Source organism: Streptomyces sp. BR123 (genome assembly GCF_013401435.1).
GTDB lineage: Bacteria > Actinomycetota > Actinomycetes > Streptomycetales > Streptomycetaceae > Streptomyces.
In genome coordinates, this window is the sequence record NZ_JACBGN010000429.1 from 1 (window position 1) to 4,493 (window position 4,493).

Consider the following 4,493-nt stretch of genomic DNA (forward strand, 5'->3'; position numbering starts at 1 on the left):
GCCGGGTCGCCGGCGGCCGGGGCGGGGGCGTCGGCGAGCAGCGCGGCCTGCGCCTCCACGGTGGTGGCGGTGAACAGGGAGCGGAGGGCGACGCGGGTGCCGGCGGCGGCCGAGAGGGCCTCGGCGAGCCGACTGAGCATCAGGGAGGCCCCGCCGAGCTGGAAGAAGTCGTGGGTGGCGCCGATCCGTTCGGCGGGGATGCCCAGGATCTGCGCCCAGCTCTCGGCGACGACCCGCTCGGCCGCGGTGCGTACGGGCACGTGGGCGTCCTCGGCGGCGGCCGCGGCGGCGACCGGCTCGGGCAGCGCACTGCGGTCGATCTTGCCGTTGGCGGTGAGCGGGAACTCGGCGACGGGCACGTACACGGCGGGCACGAGCGGGTCGGGCAGGGAGCGGCGCAGGAAGGTCCGCAGTTCGTCGGGGCGCAGGCGCTCGCCGCGGGACTGCACCCAGGCGACGAGGCGGTGCCCGCCGGAGCCGTCGGGGACGGCGGCGGCGACCGCGGCCCGTACCCAGGGGTGGCCGGCCAGCGCGGCCTCGACCTCGCCGGTCTCGATGCGGACGCCGTTGACCTTGACCTGCTGGTCGAGGCGGCCCAGGTACTCCAGGGTGCCGTCGGCCAGCCAGCGGACCCGGTCGCCGGTGCGGTAGAGCCGCTCGCCGGGGGCGCCGTACGGGTCGGGCACGAAGCGCTCGGCGGTCTGGCCGGGGCGGCCGTGGTAGCCGAGGGCGAGTCCGACACCGCCGGCGTGGAGTTCGCCGGGGACGCCGACGGGCACGGGCCGGCCGGCCGGGTCGAGGACGAGGGCGCGCATGTGGGCGATGGGCCGGCCGATGGGGACGGCGCCGGTCTCCTGCGCCGGGTCCCAGCGGTGCTCGGTGATGTCGACGGAGGCTTCGGTCGGTCCGTACGTGTTCCAGATCTCGGCCCGCGGCGCGCGCTCGGCCAGGGCCCGGCACAGCTCGGCGTGGAGCGGCTCGCCGGCGCTGAAGACCAGCCGGAGGCGGGTGGCGGCCTCCCAGCCGGACTGCTCGACCAGGCGGCGGTAGACCGAGGGGACGCCCTGCAGGACGGTGACGCCGTGCTCGGCGACGGCGCGCAGCAGGGCGGCCGGGTCGCGCTCGGCGTCCTGCGGGGCGAGGGCGACGGCGCCGCCGCTGATCAGGGGGGCGAACAGTTCGAGTCCGGCGGCGTCGAAGCCGATGGTGGTCTTGAGCAGGAACCGGTCGGCGGGGCCGAGCTTGTGGCGGTGGGCCAGCCAGCGGACGCGGTTGGCGATGCCGGCGTGCGGGACGAGGACGCCCTTGGGGCGGCCGGTGGAGCCCGAGGTGTGCAGCAGGTACGCGGGGCGGGCGGGGTCGGCGGCGGCGAGGCCGGCGCCGCCCTCCCCCGCGGGCACGGCGTCGGTCGCCTCGGCGACGTCCACGACGGCCGTGCCGGCCGGGAGCCGGCCGGCGGTGGTGGCGGCCGCGAGGACGACGGCCGCGCCGGAGTCCTCCAGGACCAGGGCGAGGCGGGCCTGGGGGTAAGCGGGGTCGAGGGGGACGTAGGCGCCGCCGGCGAACCAGACGCCGAGCAGGGCGGCGACCAGCTCGGGGCCGCGGGGCAGGCAGACGCCGACGAAGTCGCCGGGTGCCACGCCGCGGGCGCGCAGGGCGGCGGCGTGGCGGAAGGCGAGCTGCTCCAACGCGGCGTAGGTGAGGACGGAGCCGTCGGCGCCCAGGACGGCGGGGGCCTCGGGGGTACGGGCGGCCTGGGCCCGGAACAGCCGGGGCAGCAGCAGACGGCCGGGCGCGGATCCCGACGGTGTGCGGTCGTTCACGTTCTCTCCATTCATCGGGATCCGGCGGCGCCGGTGGGTGCGGCCCGGTGCGCCTGTCGTGGGCGGGGCGGGGCGGAACGGGACGGGACGGGACGGGAGACGGTTCAGGCGTGGGTGGCGGTACCGGCGGCCATGCGGCGGCGCAGGCTCGCGGGGCGCAGGTCGGTCCACAGCTCGTTGATCTTCGCGAGGCACTCCTCGCGGGTGCCCTCGGTGCCCTCGGCGCGCCAGCCGGCGGGCAGTTCGCGGCCGGCCCACCAGAGGGAGTACTGCTCCTCGTCGTTGAGCACGATCCGGTAGACGGTGGTGTCGGCGGTGTCGTGCAGCTGTTCGCTCATCGCTGTTCCCTTCGCGTGGTCAGGTGCCGCCCATCCTTGGAGAGGGCCCTATCGACGCCCTATCGGGCGCATATACGGCCCCCGGGCACGGGGCGGGCCCCCGACGCGGTCGGCGTCGGGGGCCCGTGGGGTGCCATGCGGTGCTGCGCGCCTCGCGCGCGTGCTGCGTGCTGCGTGCTGCCCGGGGGTGGTGGGTCGGTCAGCGCGGGTGGAGGTCAGGCAGCGTTGTCGTTCAGGTTGTTGTTGTTGCTGTCGACGTTGTTGCGGTTGTTGTTGGCGTTGTTGTTGTTGAGGTTGGCCTCGACGTCGTTGTCGAGGATCCAGTTGACGTTGGCGGCAGCGTTGTTGATGTTGTTGCCGTTGTTGTTGGCCATGCTGTCCTTCTCCTCTTTCCCTGGGGGCTGGGCTGTCCGGGAACCGAGCTGCACACGGGTCGTGTGCGGCCGGCGGACCGATTCGTAGCGGCGCAGCGCGGCGGCGGTGCCGTCCGCTCCCGCATCCGCTTCACCGAGGCAGACGGCGAGCGCCACCCCGTCCTCGATGGCTTGGTTGGCTCCCTGCCCGTGGTGCGGGAGCATCGGGTGGGCGGCGTCGCCGAGCAGGGTCGTGCGGCGCGTGCTCCACCGCTCCAGCGGCGCCCGGTCGTACAGGGCCCAGCGGCGGACCTCGCCCGCCGCCGCCACGACCTCGCGGACCTGCGGCGCCCAGCCGGCCAGGACGGAGTCCAGGTCGGCCCGGTCCGTCGCGCTCGTCCACGACTCGGCGTCGCCCTCGGCGGCCGGCACGACCACCACGTAGGTGAACTGCCGCCCGCCGGAGACCGGATAGCACAGCGCCCGGGCCGCGGGGCCCGCGAACATGTACATCCGGGACGGGTCCAGTCCGGGCACGTCGGCGGCGTCGACCAGGCCGCGCAGGGCGCTGTTGCCGGAGTACACCGGCGCGTCCTCGCCGGCCACGGCGCGGCGCACCGCCGAGTGCACCCCGTCGGCGCCGATCAGCACGTCGGCCTCGGCCGTGGTGCCGTCCGCGAAGTCCAGCAGCACCCCGTCCGGGCCTTCCCGGAAGCCGGTGAGGTCCTTGCCGGTGTGCACCCGGGCGGCGGGCAGCAGCCCGGCCAGCATCCGGTGCAGGTCCCCGCGGTGGACGGTGAGGTAGGGGGCGCGGAACTGCCTCTCCCAGGCCTCCCCCATCTCCTGCACGGCGACCTGCGCCCCGTTGTGGAAGGCGCGGACTTCGAGGGCGTCGGGGCGGACCGCCGCCTCGGCCAGACGGGGGCCGAGACCGAGGCGGCGGAGCAGGCGGGTGCCGTTGGGGCCGAGGTGCATGCCCACGCCCTGTTCGCGCAGGGCCTCGCCCCGCTCGTACACGTGGACGTCCACGCCCCTGGCGTGCAGGGCGGCCGCGGCGGTCAGACCGCCCGGGCCGCCGCCGACGACGGCTGCGGTGAGGCTCATCGGTGGTCCCCGGCGTTCTCGAAGGAGTCGTACGGGTCGGAGGACTCGAAGCCGTCGAAGCCGTCGAAGCCGTCGAAGCCGTCGGGGGAGCCGAAGGCGGGGCCCCCGGTCCCGGCCCCGAGCGCGAGCAGTGCGGCGAGCTCGTCCTCCCCCGCCAGCTCGACGTCGGCGACGGGCGTGTCGGGCGCGGCGACCGCGGCCGCCAGCATCCGCTCCCAGCCGTCGGCGAACCGCTCGACCGTGGCCCGGTCCAGCACGTCGGTGTCGTGGCTGAAGACGGCGGTGATCCCGTCCGGGGTCTGCTCGATCCGCAGCAGCAGGTCCAGCTGCCCCTCCTGCTGGGGCACGTCGATCAGCGCGATGTCCAGCCCGGCGTACGGGACGGACGGCCCCTCGGCGGCACCCGGCGGGACGTTCGGCACAGGGGGCTCCATCCGGTCCATCTGGACCAGGAACAGCGCGGTCCGGAAGACCGTCGCCCGGGGGAAGGCCAGCGCGCACGGGTAGCGCACGTTGACCATGCCCCGCATGACCCGCTCGCCGGCCTGCACGGCCGCGCTGCGGAAGGTGGACTCCGGGGTGAAGTCGGCGCGGACCGGCATGGTGTTGAGGAAGCAGCCGATCACGTCCCGCAGCGCCCGGCCCATCCGGCTGGTGGCCGGCACGCCCAGCACGAAGGCGTCCTGGCCGGTCCAGCGGTGGGTCAGGGCCTGGAAGACCGCCAGGAGGTACGCGAACGGCGTGACTCCCGCCGCCCCGGCCGCCGCGCCGAGACCGTCCGCGGTGTCCCGCGGGAGCTGTCGTACGACGGTTCCGCCCCGGTAGGAGCGGACGGCGGGCCGGGGGCGGTCCAGGGGTGTCTCTTATACACAACT

At 75.7% G+C, this 4,493-nt stretch carries 4 protein-coding genes; all 4 read right to left on the bottom strand.

The window, feature by feature from the left end:
* A partial coding sequence (locus tag HYE82_RS34285) for a non-ribosomal peptide synthetase (protein ID WP_179178130.1) occupies positions 1-1,823 on the bottom strand: 1,823 nt, incomplete at its 3' end.
* Between the two features lie 104 nt (positions 1,824-1,927).
* Positions 1,928-2,161, bottom strand: coding sequence for an MbtH family NRPS accessory protein (locus tag HYE82_RS34290; RefSeq protein WP_179178131.1), 234 nt, complete (start codon positions 2,159-2,161; stop codon positions 1,928-1,930).
* 215 nt (positions 2,162-2,376) lie between these two features.
* Positions 2,377-3,618, bottom strand: coding sequence for an FAD-dependent monooxygenase (locus HYE82_RS34295; protein WP_179178132.1), 1,242 nt, complete (start codon positions 3,616-3,618; stop codon positions 2,377-2,379).
* Entirely contained in the window at positions 3,615-4,472 is an 858-nt protein-coding gene (locus HYE82_RS34300; RefSeq protein ID WP_256988096.1) for a condensation domain-containing protein, read from the bottom strand. The genes HYE82_RS34295 and HYE82_RS34300 overlap by 4 nt, the downstream gene beginning before the upstream one ends.
* Between the last annotated feature and the right edge of the window lie 21 nt (positions 4,473-4,493).